The organism is Arthrobacter sp. TmtSoilC51, from assembly GCF_055388015.1.
Window position 1 is genome coordinate 3,796,158 of the sequence record NZ_AP035877.1, and the last position, 25,786, is coordinate 3,821,943.

The window sequence follows — 25,786 nt, forward strand, 5'->3', positions numbered from 1 at the left end:
GCATTATCCGGATCGGGACACGAAGAAGCGCTTGAACAACTCATCCAGTATGCCGGAAATAAAACCCAAAGGCCAATCGGAGGACGGGCGGCCATTGCCACAGCTGCCGTCTGCTGGGGATGATAGTGGAATGACCGCCCAGGATACGGGTTCCGTGGAAGATTTGGCTGCCCGCCTACGTCCAGGATTCACACTGGGGGTCGCTGCAGCAGCCTTCCAGATTGAAGGTTCCGTGACCGCTGATGGGCGTGGACCGTCGGGCTGGGATGCCTTCGCGCAGAAGCCGGGAGTAATTGTCGACGGCGACTCCCCCACCATTGCGTGCGATCACTACAACCGCGCTGATGAAGATATCACCCTGATGCAGGAACTCGGCATCGACTCGTATCGGTTCTCCCTTTCCTGGCCCAGGATCCAGCCCGGCGGCAAGGGCGGAATCAACCAGCGTGGCCTGGACTTCTACGATCGCCTGATCGATAAACTCCTCGCTGCCGGTATCTCACCCATGGCAACCCTGTTCCATTGGGATACTCCTCTGGAACTTGAGCACGCCGGCGGCTGGATGAATCGGGATACAGCGGAACGCTTTGCCATCTATTGCAGTGCTGCCGCGGAGCGCTTTGGGGACCGGGTGGAGCATTGGGTCACCATGAACGAACCTGTTTCCGTGACGCTCCAAGGCTATGCCCTGGGCGTCCATGCTCCCGGCCGCCAGTTGTTGTTCGATGCCCTGCCGGCGGCCCATCACCAACTGCTGGGCCATGGGATGGCCGTACGCGCCCTGCGTGAAGCCGGCGTGAAAGGGCAGATCGGCATCTCCAATATGCACTCCCCCGTCCGGCCGGCCAGCAACAGCCTCTCGGACCGGTTGATGGCCCAGTCCTTCGACGTGCTCCTCAACCGCATATATGCTGACGCCATCCTGCTGGGCCAGTACCCCAAGCCACCGCTGCCCATGAAACCCTGGTTCCGGTCGTTGGGAACCATCAAGGATGGTGACCTTGAACTGATCAGCCAGCCATTGGACTTCTACGGGCTCAACTATTACTACCCGGTCAAGGTTGCTGCAGGCCGTGGGCCCGCCGAGATCCCCACCGGCACGGCGGTCGAAATGACGAAGGTGCCGTTCCACCTGGCCGCCTACCAAGAGTACGAAACAACGGGATTCGGCTGGCCGGTGGCGCCGGAGCACCTGGCTTTACTGCTGCGCGAGATGAAGGACCGGTATGGCGATGCCCTTCCTCCGGTCTACATCACCGAAGGCGGGGCCAGCTTCCCGGAGCCTTCGCACGTGGATGGGCCCATACAGGACCACAACCGGATCAGCTACTTGGCGGAGCATCTTGGCCACGCGCTGACGGCTACAGGGCCGGGCGGCCTCGCCGAGGATGTCCAACTCCGCGGTTACTACGTGTGGACGCTCCTGGACAATTTCGAGTGGGCGGCAGGGTACTCGCAACGATTTGGCTTGGTTCACGTGGACTTCGACACGTTGGAGCGCACGCCCAAAGATTCGTTTTACTGGTACCGGGCCTTGGGGCGGGCCCGCCATCAGGATCCCTAGCCCACGCGGGTTAACTCCCGCCCCGGTTACTTGTTCTTGTTGGCGCGGTTGATGCGCTTTGCCCGGTCGATCTCGTTGCGGAAGTACTTACGGCCCCATAGCACCGCACCGCCGATCCCCGCGATGATGACAAGGAAAATCAGGAATTCCATGCTGCTCCTCTCATTGAGTTCAACGTTAGCGGATTCCATCCTGGCTGGATGCCGCTGAGCGTTCGCCTGCTGGGTAGTGGTCGTCGGTTGCCGGGGGTTTCCGGTTCAACCGCCATACGGCGATCACGATGAGGGCCAATGCGACGAGCGCCAGCATCGCGAATGCGTAACTGCGCAGCGCCCACATGACGCTGGCTGCCACGCCAATGGCGCCCCACCACACGAACATGCGCCCAGCCAGCAGGAGCCCGGTCACCAGGAGCACCACATAAGCCACGAGGACGTATATCTGTTGGGACGAGGTCCCCATGAACGTTGTCCCCACGGCCGTCAAGGAGAGGAGTCCTGCAGTGACTGCAAGCCGCAGCTGTCCCTCGGAACGTTGCCGGTCCATGTAGCGCAGCCCTGCCATAACCGCGCCGGCAACGACGTACCATTGCGCCGCCCAGAACCAGTCCGGCGCGCCGCCATCCACAAACAGCAGCGCCCGCTGGAACCCTGCGAGTGTAGCCAGGGCAGTGATTTCTCCGGCCAGCCTCTTGCCTCCCGTGACCTCGATGACCACCAGCACTCCGGAAACGAGGATGAGGGCTGCACCCATCAACGAGGTCTGGTCCCGCCCCAGGCCGACGGCCGCTGCTATGCCAAACCCGATGATCGACGTTATCGCCAGGGCGTTCCGCCGCCAAGGTTGCGACGTGATGGACCGGCCGCCCATCCGTCCGGTTGCGTACATGGCCGCGCCCGTTCCGACGCCGCCAACCAGCCACGGCACGAATGCGCTCCACGCGCCCAGGCCCGGACCATCAAATAAACCGTCGACGGCGGTCACAGCACCAACCAGCGCGGCGGGCGCCCCGGCGGAATAGAGGGACGGCATCCCCTCAAAGTGCGAGGCAGCGAACAGCACCGATGCCAGCACCAGAACTGCAAGACCCAGGACAGCAAGACCAGGACCCGCCAGTGACGTGTCCGCAGCGAACAACCCGCCGGTCGCAGTGAAGGTAAGTGCCGAAACAAACCACAGCCACCTTTCCGCCACATTCGAGACTGAACCCTTGCCAGTCATGGCAGCCCCTGCAGTCGCGGGCCGCCAAAGTGCCCTGGCAACGATGGCAGCCACTGCCAGTGCCAGAAACACGCATGGCACTTGGTACCTGTCCAGCAGCGGCTGTTGCAGCCACGTCTGTGCCGGGAAGGACATAGAGGGGCCAGCCGCAATCACTCCTGCCGTGACACCGGCGATTCCGAAGTACTGCGCTCTCCGGGCACCAAAAATGCGCCATGCAATGGCGGCGGCTACCGGGACGAGGGCCAACTCGGCGAGAACCACCCAACGGCCACCGCCGTCGTAATCTGCTGCGAGCAAGTAGATCAGTGGCAGAAGAAGCTGGGCACCTGGAATCGCCCATACTATTGCCTTTTGGAAGGGGTCGTCGCTGCCTCGTCGCTGAAGGGAGGACTGCACAAGGAACTGCAGTAGCAACTGCAGGATGAGGACCAGTGCCACGGTAAGAGACGCAGCCGCAGCCGACTCCGTGAAGTCGGCCACCACCAGGGTGACGAACGCCCCCGACAGAATCCGCACCGCAATCAGGTATCCACCCCGGGCAAGGCGTTGGCTGGTCACAGCAACCATGAAGCCGCCGTAAGCCGCAAAGATGCCCAGCAGGAGCTCCACATCCCTGGCATTTCCACTCCGCAGGGCGAGCAACAGCACCAGTGCCCCCGGAGCGAACAACCATGCCAGCCGGTGGCCGCGAAGCCGCGCGCTGACGGCCACGGCCGCCGCCGCCGTTATGGTGGCCACGGCGCCTGGTTGCCAGCCCTCGCGAACGCCGGGCGCCACGTCCATTGTGAAGAACGTACTGCACAGGGCCATGCCAGCAAGCACCACTCCAGCATCGATAATGCCAGCCCGCAGGTGCTTCCCAACGTAGCCCGCACGTAGAGGCAGGATCAGCTGCAGGGCAAGAACGATGACGACAAGCAGGCCAACGCTAAGCTCCTCGCCAGCCAGATAGAGACCCGGTTCGTCCCTGGTTGCCTCGGCGTACGCAGAGGCAGCCAACACCGTTCCTACGGCCCGCGACAACCACCAGTAGCACTGCCTATGCCGGGAAGCAGGCAACCGGAGGGCTGTGGCGCAGAAGTAGGTGACGGCGGCCAGGAGAACCAGGTTCCCCAGTGTCCACGACACAGCAACCACAGCCACCGTGCCCGAGGCCGCCGCGGCCGCAGGAACCAGGAACTCCCCCATTGTCGGCCGCCACGTCAACGCGGCACCATCGCCCGTGGAACGGGCATCACTACCGTCCCCACGCTGTGGAAACGCCAACCAACCGGAGAGCAATCCGGCGGCAAGCACCACGCCCACAGCAACTGCCACTGTGGGGCGGCCGGGCGCGGCGTCGAAAATGGGTAAAGCAAAGAGGCCTGCTATTGCCGCCCCGCCGAACCCGGCCAGGGATGCCTGCCCCGCCACGGTGCGAACGCCAGTACGCTCAAGCACGGCACTCAACGTCTGCTGCACGGTGCACGCCGCCACAAAGACGAACATCGTGTAGGAAGACCTGTCCGGATGATCGGTGAGGACGCCCGCGGCCAACGCCGTGACGGTTAGCGTAAGAGCCACCCGCCCAGCCAGAACGTAGAAGTATCGAAGTTCCCCCAGCTGGGTTGTAGCCCGAAGGAACCAATACATTGCCGCAACACCGAGCAGGGCGGTCACGGGCCAAGCGCCCAACAACCCAACGAACGGTGCTGCCACAACCAGTACTGCGGCCGGTGCAAACTCCGCCCCCTGGCCCAGCTTCCAGCCCAGCACCATGGCAGTCGGCATCGCGATGAAGAGTGGCACAAACTCAGGGAGGTGGAAGGTTCCCACACCAAGCACAACCGTGAGCACAACTGTGGCCACACGTTGCAGACCGAGGCAGTACACGGCGTCGTACCACCACGTGCCTGGAAGCAGCCGTTCCCCGCCGAACGCGACTCCAAGTGATTGAACACCAAGGCAAATGATTCCAGCCAGCACAACAAGGCTTAAATCCGTGGTTGTATCCCACACGAGCCCCAGCACCGCCAGGGTGAAGGCGACGCGGGCGCCGTAGAAATTGAGCAATCGGTGTTGGCGTGACTGCAGGTGATGGCGTGACTGCAGGTGCTGGCGTGACTGCACCAGCACCATCACGGCAAAGTAGAGCCCGCACATCAGCATGACCACGGGGTACTCCCCCTTGGCCAGGAAGTTCGGCGTCAGGCTCACCGCGAGCCCCACCAAAGGCACTACAAACGGATGAAGCATCACCAGTGGGCGGACATAAAGCGGCGGCAGCCAACGCGGGCGGACCAGCGCCCCGAGTGTCAAGAGAATGGCAACGCCAATCAACGCCGTAAAGTACCAGACCAAGGCCCCGCCAAGCACCGCTACGCCGGACCATGCCGTGGAAACCACGAAGGTGAGGGAGAGCAGCGCCAGCACCTTGTTGTCCAGGCGCAGTGCTGCGTAGATGTAGGCAACGGTTCCCAGCAAGGATGTGACCAGCCATGCCGTGGGGCCGTGATGAAGGGCAAAGTTATACATGGCCAGACCTGTAACCGGGACAAGTGCCAGCCCCGTTCCGGTGAAAGCTATGGCTGCCGGGCGAAGCCGGGGCACCCTTGGCTGGATGATCAGTCCGGAGGCATAGAACAATAAGGTGATGGCCCAGATAGCCACAAAGCGAAGGAGCTCCGGAAGGCTGGTCCCAACGAACAGGGCGCCTGCGGCAACAAGCAACAGACTCGCGACGTAGAGGGTGACGTTGATGTTTTGCCGGTCACGCTTCTCCTTTCGGGCGGCTGCGGCTTCCGGGCTCTCAGGCTGGCGAAGCGTCGGCTGGAATTGCCGCCCATGCGGCGTGGGAGCCAGACCCCGCTGCGGAGCAGGCGCGCCACCATACGACGGCGGCACACCAGGTGGTGCGATTCTCATGGTCTGCCGAAAGTCCGGAGGCATGGCCGCGAACTGGACCGGCATCGGCTGCTCTACTGCAGGTGAACGCTGCGGCGCTGGGCGCTTCGGCGCTAGGGGTGGCCTGCTCTGCCCTAGTGCGTCCCCCCAGCCAGCCAGATGGCCGGCGAGGTAACCGGAACGGTAAGTGGCGGCGTCGTCCATTCCGGCGGCCGGCCTCGAACGGGCACCTTCCCTGCGGCCCCGCACCAGGCCCATGGCGTAGCCTGTGAAACCGATAATGCCGACAAGCAAGAGCACGAGTCCGGTCGTCAAGAATCCCAGCATGGAAGCTCCTAGGGTGAAGCCGGGCGCAGCACCTGCACGGCATTAATCCAATCGATAGATTAATGATAGCAAAGAAGAACCCCACCGCAGAAGCGATGGGGTTCTTCCTGGCTCGCTGCCGGCGATGCCGGAAGTTCGCCGATCTACAAGTAGGAACTACTTGATGATCTTGGTAACACGTCCCGAACCAACGGTGCGGCCGCCTTCGCGGATAGCGAAGCCGAGGCCCTCTTCCATAGCGATCGGCTGGATGAGCTCAACGGTCATCTCAGTGTTGTCGCCAGGCATAACCATTTCCGTGCCTTCCGGCAGGGTGATAACGCCGGTTACGTCCGTGGTACGGAAGTAGAACTGCGGGCGGTAGTTCGAGTAGAACGGGTTGTGACGTCCGCCTTCGTCCTTGGAAAGGATGTAGACGTTGGCCTCGAAGTCGGTGTGCGGGGTGATGGAACCCGGCTTGACGACAACCTGGCCACGCTCGACGTCGTCGCGCTTGAGACCGCGGAGCAGGAGGCCACAGTTCTCGCCGGCCCATGCTTCGTCGAGCTGCTTGTGGAACATCTCGATACCGGTAACCGTGGTCTTCTGGATCGGGCGGATGCCGACGATCTCGACCTCGGAGTTGATGGCGAGGGTTCCACGCTCGGCGCGGCCCGTAACAACGGTGCCACGACCGGTGATGGTGAAGACGTCTTCGATCGGCATCAGGAACGGCTTGTCGCGGTCACGTACGGGGTCCGGAACGGACTCGTCGACAGCTGCCATCAGGTCCTGGACGGACTTGACCCAAACCGGGTCGCCTTCCAGTGCCTTCAGACCGGAAACGCGAACAACCGGAGCTTCATCGCCATCGAAGCCCTGCGAGCTCAGGAGCTCACGAACTTCCATTTCGACGAGGTCGAGGAGTTCTTCGTCATCAACCATGTCCGACTTGTTCAGTGCGACCAGCAGGTAGGGAACACCAACCTGGCGGGCGAGCAGAACGTGCTCACGGGTCTGGGCCATCGGACCATCGGTTGCAGCAACCACGAGGATTGCGCCGTCCATCTGGGCAGCACCGGTGATCATGTTCTTGATGTAGTCAGCGTGACCGGGGGCGTCAACGTGTGCGTAGTGACGCTTCTCGGTCTGGTACTCCACGTGGGAGATGTTGATGGTAATACCGCGCTGGCGCTCTTCCGGAGCAGAGTCGATGGACGCGAAGTCGCGCTGCTCGTTGATGTCCGGGTACTGGTCGTACAGCACCTTGGAAATGGCGGCAGTCAGCGTCGTCTTACCGTGGTCAACGTGACCAATGGTGCCGATGTTGACGTGCGGCTTAGTCCGCTCGAACTTTGCCTTTGCCACAGGTTCCTCCTAGAACGATTTCAAGTGAAGTGCTCCTCGGCCGCGCTTTTCGCGGCAGAAACTTTAGCAAGTCTACTTGGGGGCTTGGTTTTGGTGAAATTGCAGATTCAGGAACCAATATTAGTTCCTAGAGCCTGTTCGCGCAGGGGGCCGGGCCGCGGCTTTCGCCGCAGCCCCGCCTCACACGCTGAGATGCCTTCCCGGAATCGGAATTGCATCCGTTACCGGGAGATTACTCGCCGCGGGTTTTCTGGATGATCTCGTCGGCTACAGCCTTGGGGACCTCCGCGTAGCTGTTGAACGTCATGGAGTACACGGCACGACCCTGCGTCTTGGAACGGAGGTCGCCAATGTAACCGAACATGCCGGACAGCGGAACGTGTGCACGGATAACCTTCACACCTGCTGCGTCCTCCATGGACTGCATCTGGCCACGGCGGGCGTTCAGGTCACCAATAACATCACCCATGTATTCCTCAGGTGTGCGGACCTCAACATCCATCAGCGGTTCGAGCAGAACAGGGTTCGCCTTGCGTGCAGCTTCCTTGAAAGCCATACGGCCGGCGATCTTGAACGCCATTTCCGAGGAGTCAACATCGTGGGACGCGCCATCGATCAGCGTGGCCTTGATGCCAACAACCGGGTAGCCGGCCAGGACGCCGTCGTTCAGCGCATCCTGGATACCAGCATCAACAGACGGGATGTATTCGCGCGGAACGCGGCCACCAGTGACCTTGTTCTCGAACTCGTACAGCTCGCCGGAAGAGGTGTCCATCGGCTCGATCGCGATCTGGATCTTTGCGAACTGACCGGAACCACCGGTCTGCTTCTTGTGCGTGTAGTCATGACGCTCTACAGCGCGCTTGATGGTTTCGCGGTAAGCAACCTGCGGCTTGCCAACGTTTGCCTCAACCTTGAATTCGCGGCGCATGCGGTCCACCAGGATGTCCAGGTGGAGCTCGCCCATGCCGGCGATGATGGTCTGGCCCGTGTCTTCGTTGAGGGAGACCTGGAAGGTCGGGTCCTCAGCCGAGAGCTTCTGGATGGCCGTGGAGAGCTTCTCCTGGTCACCCTTGGTGTTGGGCTCGATGGCAACCGAGATCACGGGCTCCGGGAAGCTCATGGACTCGAGGACGATCTGGTTGTTGGCATCACACAGGGTGTCACCCGTGGTGGTGTCCTTCAGACCGATGGCTGCGTAGATGTGGCCGGCGGTAGCGCCCTCGACGGGCATTTCCTTGTTGGCGTGCATCTGGAACAGCTTGCCGATGCGTTCCTTCTTACCCTTGGTGGAATTGACCACCTGGGCGCCGGCCTCAACGTGACCGGAGTACACGCGGATGAAGGTCAGCTGACCGAAGAACGGGTGCGCAGCAATCTTGAAGGCGAGGGCCGAGAACGGCTCGTCTGCAGACGGCTTGCGGGTGAGTTCCTTCTCTTCGTCGCGGGGATCGTGACCGATCATCGCCGGGACGTCGAGCGGGTTCGGCAGGTAGTCAACAACAGCGTCAAGCATCGGCTGTACGCCGCGGTTCTTGAAGGCAGAGCCACAGAACACGGGGTAGAGCTCGGAGTTGATGGTCATCTTGCGGATGCCGGCCTTCAGTTCCTCCAGGGTGAGTTCTTCACCTTCGAGGTACTTCTCCATGAGCTCTTCGGATGCTTCCGCAACGGTCTCTACGAGCTGTGCGCGGTACTCTTCAGCCTTGGCCTGGAGGTCCGCCGGAATTGCCTGCACTTCGTAGGAAGCGCCCATGGTGACGTCACCCTTTGCGTCGCCAGGCCAAACCAGGGCACGCATTTCGAGGAGGTCAACCACGCCGATGAAGTCGTTCTCAGCGCCGATCGGCAGCTGCATGACCAGCGGCTTGGCACCAAGGCGGGAAATGATGGTGTCAACGGTGAAGTAGAAGTCCGCACCCAGCTTGTCCATCTTGTTGACGAAGCAGATACGCGGAACGTTGTACTTGTCAGCCTGGCGCCAAACAGTCTCGGACTGCGGCTCCACGCCTTCCTTGCCGTCGAACACAGCGACAGCACCGTCGAGGACGCGCAGGGAACGCTCAACCTCAACCGTGAAGTCCACGTGGCCCGGGGTGTCGATGATGTTGATCTGGTTCTGGTTCCAGAAGCAAGTCACGGCGGCAGACGTGATGGTGATGCCGCGTTCCTTTTCCTGTTCCATCCAGTCGGTCGTCGAGGCGCCGTCGTGCGTCTCGCCGATCTTGTGGTTCACACCCGTGTAGAACAGGATGCGCTCGGTAGTGGTGGTCTTGCCGGCATCGATGTGGGCCATGATGCCGATATTGCGGACCTTGTTAAGGTCGGTAAGCACGTCCTGTGCCACGGGGTCTCCCTTTCGGATGGACTACACGTTCGCCGCCGGCTCGGTTGAGCCGACGGCGCCCGGGAGGTTTTACCAGCGGTAGTGTGCGAAGGCCTTGTTGGACTCGGCCATCTTGTGGGTGTCTTCGCGACGCTTGACAGCGGCACCCAGACCGTTGGAGGCATCCAGGATTTCGTTCTGGAGGCGCTCGGTCATGGTCTTCTCGCGGCGGGCCTTGGAGTAGCCCACCAGCCAACGCAGGGCGAGGGCGGTGGAACGACCCGGCTTGACCTCAACCGGAACCTGGTAGGTGGCGCCACCAACACGGCGGGAACGCACCTCGAGGGAAGGCTTGACGTTGTCCATGGCCTTCTTGAGGGCGGCAACGGGGTCGCCGCCGGACTTGGCGCGTGCACCTTCGAGGGCACCGTAAACGATGCGCTCTGCGGTGGACTTCTTGCCGTCAACCAGGACCTTGTTGATCAGCTGCGTGACCAACGGGGAGCCGTAAACGGGATCGGAAACTAGCGGCCGCTTCGGGGCCGGACCCTTGCGAGGCATATTACTTCTTCTCCATCTTTGCGCCGTAACGGCTGCGGGCCTGCTTGCGGTTCTTGACACCCTGGGTGTCGAGTGCGCCGCGGACGATCTTGTAGCGGACACCCGGAAGGTCCTTCACACGACCACCACGGACGAGCACGATGGAGTGCTCCTGGAGGTTGTGGCCAACGCCGGGGATGTAAGCGGTAACTTCAACGCCACCGTTGAGGCGCACACGTGCCACCTTACGCAGAGCCGAGTTCGGCTTCTTGGGGGTGGTGGTGTAAACGCGGGTGCAAACACCGCGGCGCATCGGGCTACCCTTCAGCGCGGGAGCCTTGGTCTTGGAGACCTTAGGCGTGCGGCCCTTGCGGACCAGCTGGTTAATCGTAGGCACTTTCGTGTTCTCCGTTGTTTGATCTCTGCCCCCACACACAGGCGCCAGCCAGTGTAAACGTGGAAACTTTGGCGTTGCTCATGCGGCCGGCCGAAACATCCGGTAGGCGTGCAAAAGTGCGGCATTCGTTGCGCATGTTGCCCGCAACCCGGAAACAGGCTCCACCCAGCACCATGAGAACAAAACCAAAATGATGCTGCGGCGGCCTTCATCCACTGCCACACAGAACAATTACCAAAATTCTAGCACGGCTTGATCTAAGGCCTTAATCGGGTGTATGGCGGTGCGGTTAACGGGACTGGCCCCGCACTCAAGAGTGCGGGGCCAGTCCGTCAACTATTGACTACTGCTGGTTTCAGCGGAAGTCGTTGCCGAGATCGTAGTCGTCCAGCGGGATGGCGTGGAACTCGGGAGCACCGTCGCCGCCCAGGGCGTCATAGGAGAAATCGGTGAAAGCGCTGGGGCCCGTGAACAGGCTTGCCTTTGCTTCCTCAGTCGGCTCAACCGTGACCTCCGTGTAACGGGGCAGACCCGTACCGGCCGGGATGAGCTTACCGATGATGACGTTCTCCTTGAGGCCGAGCAGGGGATCGCTCTTGCCTTCCATGGCCGCCTGCGTGAGGACGCGGGTGGTTTCCTGGAAGGAAGCGGCCGACAGCCAGGACTCGGTTGCCAGGGACGCCTTGGTGATACCCATGAGTTCCGGGCGGCCCGAGGCCGGGGCCTTGCCCTCAGACACCACGCGGCGGTTCTCGTCTTCGAAGCGGGAGCGCTCTGCAAGCTCACCAGGGAGCAGGTCGGAGTCGCCGGATTCGATGACGGTCACGCGGCGCAGCATCTGGCGGACGATAACCTCGACGTGCTTGTCGTGGATACCAATACCCTGGCTGCGGTAAACGCCCTGGACCTCGTCCACAAGGAACTTCTGTGCGGCACGGGGACCCATGATGCGCAGAACCTGCTTCGGGTCCACCGGACCGTTGATCAGTTTCTGGCCGACGCTGACGTGCTCGCCATCCTCGATGAGGAGACGTGAACGGCGCAGCACCGGGTAGGCAATCTCTTCGGAACCATCGTCCGGAGTGATGACCAGGCGCATCTGGCGCTCGGACTCTTCGATGGTGATGCGGCCGGCTGCTTCAGCAATCGGTGCAACACCCTTCGGAGTACGGGCTTCGAAGAGCTCCTGGATACGGGGCAGACCCTGGGTGATGTCGTCGCCACCACCGGCAGAAACAGCACCACCGGTGTGGAACGTACGCATGGTCAGCTGGGTACCGGGCTCACCGATGGACTGTGCGGCGATGATGCCCACGGCCTCGCCGATGTCAACGGTCTTGCCGGTGGCCAGCGAACGGCCATAGCAGAGCGCACAAGTGCCGACCTTGGACTCACAGGTGAGTACGGAACGGACCTTGACCTCAGTGATACCAGCAGCCAGCAACTGGTCGATGACGACGTCGCCGCAGTCGGTTCCGCCGGCAGCCAGGACGTTGCCCTGGGCGTCGACGACGTCGACAGCCAGCGTACGTGCGTAGGCGCTGTTCTCGACGTTCTCGTCCAGGACGAGCTCACCGTTGGAATCCGGCACGGCGATCGGGGTGACCAGGCCGCGCTCGGTACCACAGTCCTCTTCGCGGACGATGACGTCCTGCGAAACGTCCACCAGACGACGGGTCAGGTAACCCGAGTTGGCGGTACGAAGAGCGGTATCGGCCAGACCCTTACGGGCACCGTGCGTGGCGATGAAGTATTCCAACACCGACAGGCCCTCGCGGTAGGAGGACTTGATCGGGCGAGGGATGATCTCACCCTTCGGGTTGGCCACAAGACCACGGATACCCGCGATCTGGCGGACCTGCATCCAGTTACCACGTGCACCGGAGGACACCATGCGGTTGATGGTGTTCATCGGGGACAGGCTGTCGCGCATCGCCTGGGCGATCTCGTTGGTGGCCTTGTTCCAGATCTCGATCAGTTCCTGGCGACGCTCGTCGTCGTCGATCAGGCCCTTGTCGTACTGGCCCTGGATCTTGGCAGCCATATTCTCGTAACCAGCCAGGATGGCGGGCTTGGACGTAGGCACCTCGATGTCGGAGATAGCCACCGTGACACCCGAGCGGGTTGCCCAGTAGAAACCGGCATCCTTCAGGTTGTCCAGCGTGGCAGCCGTGACAACCTTCGGGTAGCGCTCGGCGAGGTCGTTGACGATCCGGGACAGCTCGCCCTTGTCGGCAACAGCCTCAACCCACGGGTAATCCTCGGGCAGCGTCTGGTTGAAGATGACCTGGCCCAGGGAGGTCTGGACGAGGGCCGGCTGGCCCGGCTCCCAACCTTCCGGAGCTTCCCAACCGGCATAAGGCACGAAGTTGTCCAGACGGATCTTGACCTGGGAATTCAGGTGCAGATCACGGGCGTCGTACGCCATGATGGCTTCCGAAACCGAGGAGAAGATACGGCCTTCGCCGGCAGAGCCGACGCGCTTGGTGGTCAGGTGGTACAGGCCGATGATCATATCCTGCGAAGGCAGGGTGACCGGGCGGCCATCGGACGGCTTCAGGATGTTGTTCGAGGACAGCATCAGGATGCGGGCTTCGGCCTGGGCTTCCGGGCTCAGCGGCAGGTGCACTGCCATCTGGTCGCCGTCGAAGTCAGCGTTGAAGGCGCCACAAACCAGCGGGTGAAGCTGGATTGCCTTGCCTTCCACAAGCTGCGGTTCGAAGGCCTGGATGCCGAGGCGGTGAAGGGTAGGTGCACGGTTGAGCAGCACCGGGTGTTCGGTGATGATCTCTTCCAGCACGTCCCAAACCTGCGGACGGTAGCGCTCGACCATGCGCTTTGCCGACTTGATGTTCTGGGCGTGGTTGAGGTCAACCAGGCGCTTCATCACGAACGGCTTGAAGAGCTCCAGGGCCATCTGCTTGGGCAGACCACACTGGTGCAGCTTCAGCTGCGGGCCAACGACGATGACCGAACGGCCGGAGTAGTCGACGCGCTTGCCGAGCAGGTTCTGGCGGAAACGACCCTGCTTGCCCTTGAGCATGTCGCTCAGGGACTTCAGCGGACGGTTGCCCGGACCCGTGACGGGGCGGCCACGACGGCCGTTGTCGAAGAGGCTGTCAACAGCTTCCTGAAGCATGCGCTTCTCATTGTTGACGATGATCTCCGGTGCACCGAGGTCAAGCAGTCGCTTGAGTCGGTTGTTGCGGTTGATCACACGGCGGTAGAGGTCGTTGAGGTCGGAGGTCGCGAAGCGGCCACCATCCAGCTGGACCATCGGGCGCAGTTCCGGCGGGATCACCGGGACGGCGTCCAGAACCATGCCGAGCGGGCTGTTGTTGGTGGTCAGGAATGCGTTGACAACCTTCAGGCGCTTCAGGGCACGCGTCTTGCGCTGGCCCTTGCCGTTCTGGATGGTGTCGCGCAGTGATTCGGCCTCAGCCTGCATGTCAAAGGTCTCAAGACGCTTCTTGATGGCCTCGGCACCCATGGAACCTTCGAAGTACATGCCGTAACGGTCACGCAGTTCGCGGTAAAGGCCCTCATCACCCTCGAGGTCAGCGACCTTGAGGTTCTTGAAGCGGTCCCAGACCTGCTCAAGGCGCTCGATATCGGCGTCGGCACGCTTGCGGACGTTCGCCATCTGGCGGTCTGCGGAGTCGCGGGCCTTCTTCTTGTCGGCAGCCTTGGCACCTTCACCTTCAAGGCGGGCAAGCTCGTCTTCAAGGTCGCGGGCGATCGTGGCGATGTCGCTGTCGCGGTTGTCCACGAGCTGCTTCTTCTCGAGGTCGTGCTCGACCTGGAGGTTCGGCAGTTCAGCGTGGCGGTTTTCCGTGTCAACGCTGGTGATCATGTAGGCAGCGAAGTAGATGACCTTCTCAAGGTCCTTCGGAGCCAGGTCCAACAGGTAGCCCAAGCGCGAGGGAACGCCCTTGAAGTACCAGATGTGGGTTACAGGCGCAGCCAGTTCGATGTGGCCCATGCGCTCACGGCGCACCTTGGCGCGGGTGACTTCAACGCCACAACGCTCACAGATGATGCCCTTGAAGCGGACGCGCTTGTACTTGCCGCAGTAGCATTCCCAGTCGCGGGAAGGACCGAAGATCTTCTCGCAGAAAAGACCGTCCTTCTCAGGCTTGAGGGTGCGGTAGTTGATGGTTTCCGGCTTCTTGACCTCACCGTAAGACCAGCCACGGATGTCTTCCGCGGTGGCGAGGCCGATCTGCATGAGGCCGAAGGAGGATTCGCTGGACATATGGTCCCTGTTCTCTCTTGTTCTCTAAATTCTGAAGTCTTGGTTACGGGAAGAGGGAGCTGTCCCGGTGGGCAGTTAGGTACTGCTGCCCACCGGAACGGCTACTAGACCTCTTCTACGGAACTGGGCTCTGCACGAGACAGATCGATGCCCAGTTCTTCCGCAGCCGTGAAGACTGCGTCATCAGAGTCACGCATTTCGATCGTGGTTCCATCGGTGGAAAGAACTTCCACGTTCAGGCACAACGACTGCATTTCCTTGATCAAGACCTTGAAGGACTCGGGAACGCCAGGCTCAGGGATGTTCTCGCCCTTGACGATGGCTTCGTAGACCTTCACGCGACCATGGATGTCATCCGACTTGATCGTGAGGAGTTCCTGAAGCGTGTAAGCGGCACCGTAAGCTTCGAGCGCCCACACTTCCATTTCACCGAAGCGCTGGCCACCGAACTGTGCCTTACCACCCAGCGGCTGCTGCGTGATCATGGAGTACGGGCCGGTGGAACGCGCGTGGATCTTGTCGTCCACCAGGTGGTGGAGCTTCAGGATGTACATGTAACCGACGGAGATCGGGTCCGGGAACGGCTCGCCGGAGCGGCCATCGAACAGACGGGTCTTGCCGGAGGAGTCGATCAGGCGGTCGCCGTCGCGGGTCACGTTGGTGGAGTCAAGCAGGCCCGTGATTTCTTCTTCGCGGGCGCCATCGAACACCGGTGTGGCAACGGTGGTCTGGCCGGTTTCACGGGGCAGGTTCGGCAGGTTCTTGACCCACTCCGGCTCGCCTTCGATCTTCCAACCGGTCTTGGCAACCCAACCGAGGTGGGTCTCCAGGACCTGGCCAACGTTCATTCGACCCGGAACACCAAGCGGGTTCAGGACGATATCAACCGGGGTACCGTCTGCAAGGAAGGGCATGTCCTCGATCGGGAGGATCTTGGAGATAACACCCTTGTTGCCGTGACGGCCGGCGAGCTTGTCGCCGTCGGTGATCTTGCGCTTGGCAGCCACGTAGACGCGGACCAGCTGGTTCACGCCCGGGGGCAGTTCGTCGTCGTTGTCGCGGTCGAAGACGCGGACGCCGATGACCGTACCGGACTCGCCGTGGGGCACCTTCAGGGAGGTGTCGCGGACTTCGCGGGACTTCTCACCGAAGATCGCGCGGAGAAGGCGCTCTTCCGGGGTCAGTTCGGTTTCACCCTTAGGGGTGACCTTTCCGACCAGGATGTCGCCGGCTTCAACCTCGGCACCGATGTGGATGATGCCGCGCTCGTCCAGGCCTGCCAGGACTTCCTCGGACACGTTGGGGATGTCACGGGTGATTTCCTCGGCACCAAGCTTGGTGTCGCGGGCATCGATCTCGTGCTCCTCGATGTGGATGGAGGAAAGAACGTCCTCAGCAACAATGCGCTGGGACAGGATGATGGCGTCCTCAAAGTTGTGGCCTTCCCAGGACATGAATGCCACGAGGAGGTTCTTACCGAGGGCCAGTTCACCCTGGTCCGTTGCGGGACCGTCGGCAATGATGCCACCGACTTCCAGGCGCTGGCCTTCGTTGACCAGAACGCGGTGGTTGTAGCAGTTGCCCTGGTTGGAACGGGCGAACTTGTTGATGCGGTAGTTGGTCTCGGTGCCGTCGTCGTTGATCATGACAACCAGTTCGGCTGAAACCTCGGTGACCACACCTGCCTTCTTCGCGATGACAACGTCACCGGCGTCGACAGCTGCTGCGCGCTCCATGCCGGTGCCCACGAAAGGAGCCTCGGAACGGACCAGCGGCACGGCCTGGCGCTGCATGTTGGCACCCATGAGTGCACGGTTGGCATCGTCATGCTCAAGGAACGGGATCAGGGCAGTTGCCACGGACACCATCTGGCGCGGGGAAACGTCCATGAACTGAACTTCGGCAGCGGGAACCAGGACCGGCTCGCCTCCACCACCACGGGCACGGACAAGGACGGTTTGTTCCGAGAACTTCTTGTCAGCGTCCAGCGGAGCGTTGGCCTGGGCGATCAGGACCTCAGCTTCGTCGTCGGCAGTGAGGTACTGGACCTCGTCCGAGACCACACCGTTGGAAACGAGGCGGTAAGGCGTCTCGATGAAACCGAACGGGTTGATGCGGCCGTAGGAAGCCAGCGAACCGATCAGACCAATGTTCGGGCCTTCAGGCGTTTCGATGGGGCACATACGTCCGTAGTGGGACGGGTGGACGTCTCGAACTTCCATGCCTGCGCGGTCGCGGGAAAGACCACCCGGGCCAAGGGCCGACAGGCGGCGCTTGTGGGTAAGGCCCGAAAGCGGGTTGTTCTGGTCCATGAACTGCGAGAGCTGGGACGTTCCGAAGAACTCCTTGATCGCAGCCACAACGGGACGGATGTTGATCAGTGTCTGCGGCGTGATGGCCTCGACGTCCTGCGTGGTCATGCGTTCGCGAACAACACGCTCCATGCGGGAAAGGCCGGTGCGGACCTGGTTCTCGATCAGTTCACCAACGGCGCGGATGCGACGGTTGCCGAAGTGGTCGATGTCGTCGATCTCGACGCGGAGCTCGTGGTCTTCGCCATCGCGCTTGCCCATGAGTGTCTTCTCGCCGGCGTGCAGCGCAACGAGGAACTTGATCATGGCCACGATGTCTTCAACGTGCAGGACCGAAGCTTCCTTGTCACCAAGGGAGCGGTCGATGCCGAGCTTGCGGTTGATCTTGTAACGGCCAACCTTGGCGAGGTCATAGCGCTTGGCGTTGAAGTACAGGTTGTCCAGCAGGGACTGGGCAGCCTCGACTGTGGGCGGCTCGCCCGGACGCAGCTTGCGGTAGATGTCCAGAAGCGCGTCTTCGCGGGTTTCGGTGGCGTCCTTCTCCAGCGTTGCACGCATGGAGTCGTACTGGCCGAACTCTTCCAGGATCTGGCCTTCGGTCCAACCGAGGGCCTTCAGCAGAACGGTGACCGACTGCTTGCGCTTGCGGTCGAGGCGAACGCCGACCTGGTCGCGCTTGTCGATTTCGAGTTCGAACCATGCACCGCGGGACGGGATGATCTTCGCAGTGAAGATGTCCTTGTCACTGGTCTTGTCTGCGGTGCGCTCGAAGTAGGCGCCCGGAGAGCGGACCAGCTGGGAGACAACGACACGCTCGGTGCCGTTGACGACGAACGTTCCCTTTTCAGTCATCAGCGGGAAGTCGCCCATGAACACGGTCTGCTGCTTGATTTCGCCCGTGTTGTTGTTCATGAACTCGGCCTTGACATACAGCGGTGCCGAGTAGGTGGCGTCACGGTCTTTGCATTCGGCCATGGTGTACTTCGGATCAGCGAACTCCGGCTCGGAGAAGCTCAGGGACATAGTGCCCTGGAAGTCCTCGATGGGGGAGATCTCTTCGAAGATGTCGGCAAGTCCGGAGGTGGTGGCGACGCTGAGGTCGCCCTCCTCGACAGCCTTCGCTACCCGCGCCTGCCAGCGTTCGTTTCCGACCAGCCAGTCAAAGCTGTCTGTCTGCAGGGCGAGAAGATTCGGAACATCAAGGGGTTCGTGAATCTTTGCGAATGAGAGGCGGCGAGTGGCACCATCGGTGCTTGCCGTGTTAGCGGTTTCGTTATTAGAGGTGCTCGAGGCGACCAAGAGGGATCCTTCCACAGACCTTCAGGCGTTTTCAGATCTCCCCCGTTTGCATGATGCAGAGTGCTCCGCAGCATACTTATTCCGGTTCCGCTATATGACCCGGACCCAGTCTGCAAAAGGCAGTGCACGTTGTGAACGGCACGTCAATGTTGCAGCTGAGAGGTAAAGCCCACCGCTATATGAAGGCTGAAGGTTAACAGGGAAGACGCAAATATCTACGATACGGCAAAGTAGCCTTCCTGTCTACCCCAGATCGTCCGTGAATGCAAGCACTGTTGCTGTAGGCACCTATGCAGAGCCAATGGACCGGCGAGGGGACCAGATCCGATGTGGAATCCCCGCCGTGGAATCCAGCGATGCGTACGAGCGTTGGAAAGAATAGGCTGGCGCACGCCGCGCGGTAGCCTTGGGTACACCACCACGGATCGGAAGAGAGACCATGAACAACTCCGCTGACGACAATGACGTTGTCATCCTTGCTGCTTCCCGTACCCCACAGGGTCGGCTCAATGGGCAGCTTGCCGGGTTCACCGCCGTCGACCTTGGCGCCCATGCCATTGCAGCAGCCCTGGCTGCCAGCGGCGTGAAAGCCGAACAGGTGGACGCCGTCATCATGGGACAGGTGCTGCAAGCAGGCGCTGGCCAGAACCCTGCCCGGCAAAGTGCCATCGCGGCAGGTGTTGGATGGAACATCCCTGCCGTCACCATCAACAAGGTTTGCCTCTCCGGCCTGACTGCCGTAATCGACGCCGCCCGGATGATCCGCAGCGGCGACGCCACCGTGGTTGTGGCCGGCGGCCAGGAATCCATGACCCGTGCCCCACACCTCCTCCCCGGCTCGCGCCAGGGTTGGACGTACGGCGCAATCCAGGCGTTGGACGTTGCTGCGCATGATGGACTCACGGATGCGTTCGATGGCCAATCCATGGGCTTGTCCACGGAAACCAAGAACGTGACCCTTGGCATTGACCGCCGTGCGCAGGACGAGGTTGCTGCCGCTTCCCATCAGCGCGCCGCTGCCGCTATTGCCGAGGGAATTTTCGACGTCGAAATCGCTCCGGTGAGCGTGAAGCAGCGCAAGGGCGATCCGGTCATCCTCACCTCTGACGAGGGCGTCCGGCCGAACACGACCTTGGAAACCCTCGCCCCCTTGAAGGCCGCCTTCGCCACCGACGGCACCATTACCGCAGGCAACTCCTCTCCCCTGTCCGACGGCGCCTCCGCACTTGTACTGACCAGTCGCCGCTTTGCCAGAGACAACGGCTTGGAATACCTGGCCGTGGTGGGCAAGGCCGGCCAAGTCGCAGGCCCGGACAACTCGCTCCACTCCCAGCCGTCAAACGCCATTTCGCAAGCATTGAAGCGGGCCGGATGGACTGCCGAAGACCTGGACTTCATCGAGATCAACGAGGCCTTCGGCTCCGTTGCCGTGCAATCACTCAAGGACCTGAGGTACCCGCTGGAGAAGTGCAACATCCACGGCGGCGCGATCGCGCTCGGCCACCCCATCGGCGCCTCCGGAGCCCGGTTGGCCCTGCATGCGGCCCACGAACTCAGGCGCAGGGGAACCGGCAAGGCCGCAGTGTCCCTTTGCGGCGGCGGCGGCCAGGGTGAAGCCCTCCTGCTGTACCGCGACTGACGGGTGTGACCTGGCATGGATGATCCGGAGATGAACGGGGCCGAACGGTTCCTGTCCGACGCCGCCGCGCGCGGACTGGCCGTGGACGTCGTCGAGCGTCCTGCTGCCCGCAGCCTCGAAGAAGCAGCAGGCATCCTGGGCATCAGCCCGGCGGACATCGTGAAGTCGCTGGTGGTCAAACACCGCGACGGAAGCTTCCTGTTCGCGCTCATTCCCGGGGACCGCCAGATCTCCTGGCCGAAGTTGCGTGCTTTGGTGGGCGTCAACAAGCTCTCGCTCCCCCACGCCGACGTTGCTTTGGCCGCGACGGGCTACGAGCGCGGAACCATCACTCCTCTGGGAAGCACCACGCCTTGGCCGGTGTACGCGGACTCCACGATCACGGGCCGCCGTATTTCCATGGGCGCCGGGGCACATGGCCGGAGTGCATTCGTGGACGCCGATCAGCTCACGGCAGCGCTCGGGGCCGTAGTGGCGGACATCAGCGAACCCAACTGAATCGCAGCTGAGCGCGTTTTGAAGGCTCAAAACGCGCTCAGCTGCTACCTACCTGGGTTAACGCAGGAAGCCCCGCCCGGCGAACCGGACGGGGCTTCCACAAGCAAGACGAGTTACTTGAGGGTAACCGTTGCGCCAGCTTCTTCGAGCTGAGCCTTTGCCTTCTCTGCAGCTTCCTTGGTGGCGCCTTCGAGAACAGCCTTCGGTGCGCTGTCAACCAGGTCCTTGGCTTCCTTGAGGCCGAGGGAGGTGATGGCGCGAACTTCCTTGATCACTGCGATCTTCTTGTCGCCAGCAGCTTCGAGGATGACGTCGAAGTCAGTCTTCTCTTCAGCAGCTTCAGCAGCACCGCCAGCGGCGGGGCCAGCAACTGCAACAGCAGCAGCCGTAACTTCGAAGGTCTCTTCGAAGAGCTTGACGAACTCGGAGAGCTCGATGATGGTCAGTTCCTTGAAAGCTTCAATGAGCTCTTCGTTGCTGAGCTTCGCCATGGTGGCGTCCTTCCATTAGTTGGTGCAGATCCGGGCAAAGCCGATCCATGCACCTGAGTTTGATTGGGGGGAGAACTTAGTTCTCTTCGGTTGCAGCTTCAGCGGCTTCGGCCGGAGCCGCAACCTCTTCAGCAGCAGCCTCTTCGGCCGGAGCTTCTTCAGCGGCCGGTGCAGGTGCGCCGCCCTCTTCTTCAAGCTTGAGGCGCAGAGCGTCAATGATGCGTGCAGCAGCGGAAGCAGGAGCCTTAAGGACACCAGCAACACGTGCAAGCTGCAGTTCGCGGGACTCGAGGGCCGCCAGTGCGGCAACACCCTGTGCATCCAATGCCTTGCCTTCGAAGTAACCGGTCTTGATAACCAGCTGCTTGTTGGCCTTGGCAAAGTCCGTCAGGCTCTTGGCAGCAGCAACAGCGTCACCCTTGATAAAGGCGATTGCAGTGGGGCCTGCAAGCTGGTCGTTGAATGCTTCAACTCCGGCTTCCTTGGCCGCAATGGCACTCAGGGTGTTCTTGACGACCGAGAACTTGGTGTCCTGGCCGAGTGCAACACGCAGTTCCTTGAGCTGTGCAACAGTGAGCCCGCGGTATTCGGTCAGGACAGCCGCGTTCGATTCCTTGAAATCGTTGGTGATCTCTGCAACTGCGGAGACCTTGCTAGGCGTTGTCATAACCCTCCTTCCGGGGAATAAAGCCGGTCTTCCGGGTCCCCGCTCACGAGAGCTAAAACTAAAAACGCCCCGCGCAGATGCACGGGGCTTGGCTCAACACAGTTTGCACTGTGGAGACTTGCTTCGTTCACCTGCGCCGGCCGCCCTATGTTCAGGGTCCTTCGTCAAGGAATGCACTTTGTTCTCAGGGGCGTCGCTACGGAATTGAGCTGCGCTCGAAAGAGTGGATTCCCATCAACCGACGGTCTTTGGTACTTCAAGGTTACGGGAGAGTGATCTGCAAACCAAATCGACGCCGCTGCACACCGGGTGGGCCGCCAGGCTGGCTACTCCGAGGACGTGGCCTTCGACCCCCGGTCCGGAAGCTCCTTTTGCCAGAGTCCGGTGACTCCCGCCGTCGTAAATCCCAATTGCCTGTTCACCGTCAGAAGGTATCGGTTCTCCGGTGCGTTCCACGTGTAAATTACGCGGGCATCCGGAAATTGCTCGCTGAGCCTTTCCATATTGGCCACTTTGATCAGCAAGCCCAGCTTGTTGCCCCGGTGTTCCTGAAGGACCAAAGTATCGTCCTGGAAAACGACGTCCTGACGGTGGGCGAGGACGCTGATGGTGGTCAAGCCAGCCAGCCGGCCACTCTCAATATGCTCGACGGCGGTAACCACCGTCCGCCGTCCCTGCGCCAACGCGGCGTCTTCAGTTTCGCGCAACACCGCGGCATCGAAGACCATACCGGTCACCTCGACGGCGGAGTCTTCTTCCTCGCCATCCTCACCATGGACAACTTCACCGGCAGCGTTCTCCAGCTCCGCTACAGCCTCCAACCACGCCTCGGGGCATCGATCAGTCCAGTGGTGCAGCCTATAGCGGCCAGCGTTCGCTTCCTCGGCCTCGGCCTGAAGGTCCGCAACCAGTTTGGAGTCCAGCGGCAATACGCAGGAACTGAATTGCTCGATGTGCTGGAGGGTGTAGCCAGCCCGCTGGGCGAAATCCACTTCCCTGCTGCTGACAGGAACGAAGCCGGGACCACTTCCGGGAATCAACTGGTCTTCGGGTATCTCGGTCAGCGACGTAGCCGGGTGGTTCGTGTCCACCAAAACCATGGTCCGGCCCTCTGCCCGTGCCAGCTGCTCCGCGGCTTCCAGGAGCTGGCGGCCGACGCCTTGTCGCTGGTATTCCGGCAGGATATCCAGGGTGAACTCCGCGAGATCCATGTTGTCGGCGAGGGGCAGGGCAATATCCACCGTTCCTACGATGACCCCGTCAACCTTGGCAACCAGGATGATCTGGCGTTCATAGGGGTCCGAGAACTCAAGCATCTTCTCCAGGGGGGTGTACGCCAGGTCATCACTCCCCCACGTCTGCATCCGGACCCGCCGCGCTACTTCCACAGCGTCCAGGAAATCCCTTGCTTTGGGGCTGTCCAAATTGTCCGGCACCCAAAGCTGCTCGACTTGAACGGTCTTCGCCTCGTCTACAGTCATCCCAGCCGTTTCTGCCATTCGCCTTCAAAACCGGAAGGCTTGAATCCAAGGGCGATATTAATGGCCAGCATATGCCGGTTTTCATTGGCGTTCCACGTCATGACGCACGTGGCGTCCGGCCAGAGCGTTGCTGCCCGCCGTAGATTGGCGATTTTGACCAGCATGCCAAGGCCGTGTCCCCGGTGACCGGGAGCCACAAGCGTGTCCTCCTGGCTGACCACAGCCGGCAGTGCCTCCCTGTGGGTCAAGACCGTATAGGCAGCCAACTCCCGGCTCGAGTGATGCTGCGCAGCAGCCACCACGGAATCAACGCCGCTTGCCCGCCACGTCGATTCCTCCCGCCGAACCCGGGCCGCATCCCACTCTTCGCCCTCCCACCCCAGTCCGGCAAGGGGGACTTCCGTGCTCATGAGGCTCTTGAGCCTGGCAAAACCGTCCACCAGTTCCTCCGGGCATTCGTCATTCCACCCGATGACGTCGTACTCCGTTGCCCGACGCATTGCCTCGACTTCGAGTTCAACCAGATGGCCATGGTCTACCGGCAGGCCCAATGTACTGCTGGTTTCGACCTGTTCCAAGGAATAGCCATGGCGCAACGCAAAGCGGGTCGACGCCGCATTCAGCGGCACCCCACCTGTGCCCGACTTTGCCGCCAGCAGCGCTTCGCCCGCAAGGACCGGGCCGATTGGCTCGCCGCAGTATCCGTCAAGGGAAGTGCGGTTCCGCTCCACTGCCGCTTTCTCGAGAACTTCGAGGATCCTCGTCCCGATGCCGCGCCGCCGGAAAGCTGCGTCCACGACGACGTCCACACCCGCCGTCGTCGTGTTCTCGCTCAACGGCAGGGTCAGCGAACCGGTGCCCACCACAACGCCATCCAAATGGGCCAGGAAGACCTGCCGCTCCTCGTATTCGTTGCCCTGCCAGAACATGAGCGATTCGGCCAGCGTGGCCGAATGGTCCAGGTTCCCCCACAAGACAAGCTCGTGGGCTATGCGTAACGCATGAAAGGCCTTGAAGTCCGGCGACGCCGTGGCCTCCGCACCCTGCGGAACCGGACACCGCTCGATGGTAAGCCCGCCGTTGGCGGAAAAGTTCGACGACGACGCCACGCCCCACAGCCTACGGCTGCCGCAGGTGGCAGACAAGTCGCTACCAGCCGGGACGCATGCACGAAAAGGGACCGCCCGGCGATGCCGGACGGTCCCTTTCAGAGGTAATACTCCCGGAGCTTACGCCTCGGTGAGAACCTTGGTGACGTTCGGGTCAACAGTGATGCCCGGACCGAACGTGGTGGCAACAGTTGCCTTCTGGATGTAGCGGCCCTTGGAAGCGGACGGCTTCAAGCGAAGCACCTCTTCCAGTGCAGCTGCGTAGTTCTCGGCCAGCTTCTGGGCGTCGAAGGACACCTTGCCGATGATGAAGTGCAGGTTCGAGTGCTTGTCGACGCGGAAGTCGATCTTGCCGCCCTTGATGTCGTTGACAGCCTTGGTGACATCCGGGGTAACCGTACCGGTCTTCGGGTTCGGCATGAGGTTACGCGGGCCCAGGACCTTACCGAGGCGGCCAACCTTGCCCATGAGGTCAGGGGTTGCCACGGCGGCATCGAAGTCGGTCCAGCCGGCTGCGATCTTTTCGATCAGGTCATCGGAACCAACGAAGTCGGCGCCGGCAGCGATTGCTGCTTCAGCCTTGTCGCCCGTTGCGAAAACCAGGACGCGGGCGGTCTTACCGGTGCCGTGAGGCAGGTTGACGGTGCCACGGACCATCTGGTCAGCCTTACGCGGGTCAACGCCCAGACGGAAAGCGACCTCAACGGTTGCGTCGAACTTGGAAGGGTTGGTGTCCTTCGCGAGGGTGATGGCCTCGAACGGGGCGTAGACCTTGTCTGCCTCGATCTTGGCTACGGCTGCCTCATATGCTTTGCTGCGCTTTGCCATGCTGCTTATTTCTCCTTGTGCAGTTGTGGTCTGCGGACCGCGCTGGGCCCTGCCACAAGTCGCGGATCCGGCAAGGATCCTGCGACATTTTAATGTTTCAGATGCCGGTTGCCCGGCGGGTGGAAGGCTGTATTTAGCCTTCGACCGTGATGCCCATGGAACGGGCGGTGCCTGCGATGATCTTGGCAGCTGCCGCGATGTCGTTGGCGTTGAGGTCTTCCATCTTGGTGGAAGCGATCTCTTCGACCTGGGCCTGGGTCAGCTTGGCAACCTTGACGGTGTGCGGGGTAGCCGAACCCTTGGCAACGCCTGCAGCCTTCTTGATGAGCTCTGCAGCCGGCGGGGTCTTGGTGATGAAGGTGAAGGAACGGTCTTCGTAGACCGTGATTTCAACCGGGATAACGTTTCCGCGCTGGGATTCCGTTGCAGCGTTGTACGCCTTGCAGAATTCCATGATGTTGACACCGTGCTGGCCAAGCGCAGGACCGATCGGCGGAGCCGGGTTAGCGGCACCTGCCTGGATCTGCAGCTTGATGAGGCCGGTGACCTTCTTCTTGGGAGCCAATGTAGGGTCCTTCTCTCAATAGCTTCCTGGGACA

At 61.6% G+C, this 25,786-nt stretch carries 17 protein-coding genes; 3 read left to right on the plus strand and 14 right to left on the minus strand.

What is annotated here, in order from left to right; translation table 11 throughout:
- Positions 1–130: 130 nt before the first annotated feature.
- The gene (locus tag ACZ5G6_RS17375; RefSeq protein ID WP_498686833.1) at positions 131–1,564 is read left to right on the plus strand and encodes a GH1 family beta-glucosidase; all 1,434 of its coding nucleotides are present in this window, start codon (positions 131–133) and stop codon (positions 1,562–1,564) included.
- A 26-nt stretch (positions 1,565–1,590) separates the two neighbouring features.
- Here the strand turns inward: ACZ5G6_RS17375 and ACZ5G6_RS17380 are convergent, their stop codons facing one another.
- From ACZ5G6_RS17380 to rpoB, 8 genes are all read right to left on the minus strand, one after another.
- A complete protein-coding gene (locus tag ACZ5G6_RS17380; protein WP_263422332.1) occupies positions 1,591–1,716 on the minus strand; it encodes a hypothetical protein in 126 nt (41 codons plus the stop codon).
- 25 nt (positions 1,717–1,741) lie between these two features.
- Positions 1,742–5,998, minus strand: coding sequence for a hypothetical protein (locus ACZ5G6_RS17385; RefSeq protein WP_498686837.1), 4,257 nt, complete (start codon positions 5,996–5,998; stop codon positions 1,742–1,744).
- Positions 5,999–6,154: 156 nt separating this feature from the next.
- A complete protein-coding gene (gene tuf / locus ACZ5G6_RS17390) occupies positions 6,155–7,345 on the minus strand; it encodes an elongation factor Tu (protein ID WP_223933983.1) in 1,191 nt (396 codons plus the stop codon).
- A 232-nt stretch (positions 7,346–7,577) separates the two neighbouring features.
- Positions 7,578–9,692 (minus strand): elongation factor G, encoded by a 2,115-nt coding sequence (gene fusA, locus ACZ5G6_RS17395; RefSeq protein WP_223933985.1) that lies wholly within the window; start codon positions 9,690–9,692, stop codon positions 7,578–7,580.
- Positions 9,693–9,761: 69 nt separating this feature from the next.
- Complete coding sequence (gene rpsG / locus ACZ5G6_RS17400) at positions 9,762–10,232, minus strand: 30S ribosomal protein S7 (protein ID WP_003803829.1); 471 nt, start codon at positions 10,230–10,232, stop codon at positions 9,762–9,764.
- Position 10,233: 1 nt separating this feature from the next.
- A complete protein-coding gene (rpsL, locus tag ACZ5G6_RS17405; RefSeq protein ID WP_009358312.1) occupies positions 10,234–10,608 on the minus strand; it encodes a 30S ribosomal protein S12 in 375 nt (124 codons plus the stop codon).
- Between the two features lie 355 nt (positions 10,609–10,963).
- Positions 10,964–14,863, minus strand: coding sequence for a DNA-directed RNA polymerase subunit beta' (locus ACZ5G6_RS17410; protein ID WP_223933987.1), 3,900 nt, complete (start codon positions 14,861–14,863; stop codon positions 10,964–10,966).
- Positions 14,864–14,967: 104 nt separating this feature from the next.
- Positions 14,968–18,474, minus strand: a complete 3,507-nt coding sequence (gene rpoB / locus ACZ5G6_RS17415; RefSeq protein ID WP_498686840.1) for a DNA-directed RNA polymerase subunit beta — start codon at positions 18,472–18,474, stop codon at positions 14,968–14,970.
- 439 nt (positions 18,475–18,913) lie between these two features.
- Here rpoB and ACZ5G6_RS17420 point away from each other — a divergent pair, with 439 nt between their 5' ends.
- Both ACZ5G6_RS17420 and ACZ5G6_RS17425 read left to right on the plus strand, forming a co-directional pair.
- The gene (locus ACZ5G6_RS17420; RefSeq protein ID WP_498686842.1) at positions 18,914–20,113 is read left to right on the plus strand and encodes an acetyl-CoA C-acetyltransferase; all 1,200 of its coding nucleotides are present in this window, start codon (positions 18,914–18,916) and stop codon (positions 20,111–20,113) included.
- Positions 20,114–20,143: 30 nt separating this feature from the next.
- The gene (locus tag ACZ5G6_RS17425; RefSeq protein ID WP_498686844.1) at positions 20,144–20,611 is read left to right on the plus strand and encodes an aminoacyl-tRNA deacylase; all 468 of its coding nucleotides are present in this window, start codon (positions 20,144–20,146) and stop codon (positions 20,609–20,611) included.
- Between the two features lie 113 nt (positions 20,612–20,724).
- Here ACZ5G6_RS17425 and rplL read toward each other — a convergent pair whose 3' ends face one another.
- The 6 genes from rplL to rplK form a co-directional block, all read right to left on the minus strand.
- Positions 20,725–21,102 (minus strand): 50S ribosomal protein L7/L12, encoded by a 378-nt coding sequence (rplL, locus tag ACZ5G6_RS17430; RefSeq protein ID WP_223933995.1) that lies wholly within the window; start codon positions 21,100–21,102, stop codon positions 20,725–20,727.
- A gap of 76 nt (positions 21,103–21,178) precedes the next feature.
- A complete protein-coding gene (gene rplJ / locus ACZ5G6_RS17435) occupies positions 21,179–21,769 on the minus strand; it encodes a 50S ribosomal protein L10 (RefSeq protein ID WP_223933997.1) in 591 nt (196 codons plus the stop codon).
- A 326-nt stretch (positions 21,770–22,095) separates the two neighbouring features.
- Complete coding sequence (locus tag ACZ5G6_RS17440) at positions 22,096–23,268, minus strand: GNAT family N-acetyltransferase (protein ID WP_498686846.1); 1,173 nt, start codon at positions 23,266–23,268, stop codon at positions 22,096–22,098.
- Positions 23,247–24,395: a GNAT family N-acetyltransferase gene (locus ACZ5G6_RS17445; RefSeq protein ID WP_498686849.1), complete on the minus strand. Its 1,149-nt coding sequence runs from the start codon at positions 24,393–24,395 to the stop codon at positions 23,247–23,249. The genes ACZ5G6_RS17440 and ACZ5G6_RS17445 overlap by 22 nt, the downstream gene beginning before the upstream one ends.
- An 84-nt stretch (positions 24,396–24,479) precedes the next feature.
- Complete coding sequence (rplA, locus tag ACZ5G6_RS17450; protein ID WP_216925076.1) at positions 24,480–25,187, minus strand: 50S ribosomal protein L1; 708 nt, start codon at positions 25,185–25,187, stop codon at positions 24,480–24,482.
- Between the two features lie 133 nt (positions 25,188–25,320).
- The gene (rplK, locus tag ACZ5G6_RS17455; RefSeq protein ID WP_166183617.1) at positions 25,321–25,752 is read right to left on the minus strand and encodes a 50S ribosomal protein L11; all 432 of its coding nucleotides are present in this window, start codon (positions 25,750–25,752) and stop codon (positions 25,321–25,323) included.
- Positions 25,753–25,786: the final 34 nt, after the last annotated feature.

Excerpts from the sequence above, each read along its gene's own strand:
- ACZ5G6_RS17375 (WP_498686833.1), top strand. The coding sequence starts at position 131 with ATGACCGCCCAGGATACGGGTTCCGTGGAAGATTTGGCTGCCCGCCTA.
- ACZ5G6_RS17380 (WP_263422332.1), bottom strand. The coding sequence starts at position 1,716 with ATGGAATTCCTGATTTTCCTTGTCATCATCGCGGGGATCGGCGGTGCG.
- ACZ5G6_RS17385 (WP_498686837.1), bottom strand. The coding sequence starts at position 5,998 with ATGCTGGGATTCTTGACGACCGGACTCGTGCTCTTGCTTGTCGGCATT.
- rpsG (WP_003803829.1), bottom strand. The coding sequence starts at position 10,232 with ATGCCTCGCAAGGGTCCGGCCCCGAAGCGGCCGCTAGTTTCCGATCCC.
- ACZ5G6_RS17410 (WP_223933987.1), bottom strand. The coding sequence starts at position 14,863 with ATGTCCAGCGAATCCTCCTTCGGCCTCATGCAGATCGGCCTCGCCACC.
- ACZ5G6_RS17420 (WP_498686842.1), top strand. The coding sequence starts at position 18,914 with ATGAACAACTCCGCTGACGACAATGACGTTGTCATCCTTGCTGCTTCC.
- ACZ5G6_RS17425 (WP_498686844.1), top strand. The coding sequence starts at position 20,144 with ATGAACGGGGCCGAACGGTTCCTGTCCGACGCCGCCGCGCGCGGACTG.
- rplL (WP_223933995.1), bottom strand. The coding sequence starts at position 21,102 with ATGGCGAAGCTCAGCAACGAAGAGCTCATTGAAGCTTTCAAGGAACTG.
- rplJ (WP_223933997.1), bottom strand. The coding sequence starts at position 21,769 with ATGACAACGCCTAGCAAGGTCTCCGCAGTTGCAGAGATCACCAACGAT.
- ACZ5G6_RS17440 (WP_498686846.1), bottom strand. The coding sequence starts at position 23,268 with ATGGCAGAAACGGCTGGGATGACTGTAGACGAGGCGAAGACCGTTCAA.
- rplA (WP_216925076.1), bottom strand. The coding sequence starts at position 25,187 with ATGGCAAAGCGCAGCAAAGCATATGAGGCAGCCGTAGCCAAGATCGAG.